The organism is Bartonella sp. TT121SHDZB, from assembly GCF_042193415.1.
Classification (GTDB): domain Bacteria; phylum Pseudomonadota; class Alphaproteobacteria; order Rhizobiales; family Rhizobiaceae; genus Bartonella.
On the sequence record NZ_JBHILR010000067.1, the window covers coordinates 1 to 282 of the forward strand.

1 protein-coding gene is annotated in these 282 nt (G+C 72.3%); it reads right to left on the minus strand.

All coding sequences use genetic code 11. The annotated features are described in order from the left end of the window. Window positions 1–282 (minus strand): arginine--tRNA ligase (argS, locus tag ACFIKI_RS08520; protein ID WP_375666782.1); only part of this gene is annotated, 282 nt, incomplete at both ends.

A 282-nucleotide genomic window follows, 5' to 3' on the forward strand; every position in this document is an offset into this window, starting at 1 on the left:
CGGTGGACCCTGTGGCCTTGCCAGTCGAGCAGGCTCGCCAGCGCATCGCCCAGTGCGGCCTGGCGGCCGTGGCCGACGTGCAGCGGACCGGTCGGATTGGCCGAGACGAATTCCACCAGCACCGGCGCGCCGTCATGCGTGTTGGCGGCGCCGTAGCGGTCGCCTTCGGCAAACACGGCGGCGATCACGTCGGCACGCGCGGCGGCAGACAGGCGCAGGTTGATGAAACCCGGGCCGGCGATCTCAACGGCGGACACCAGACGCTGGCCGCGGGCATCGGCG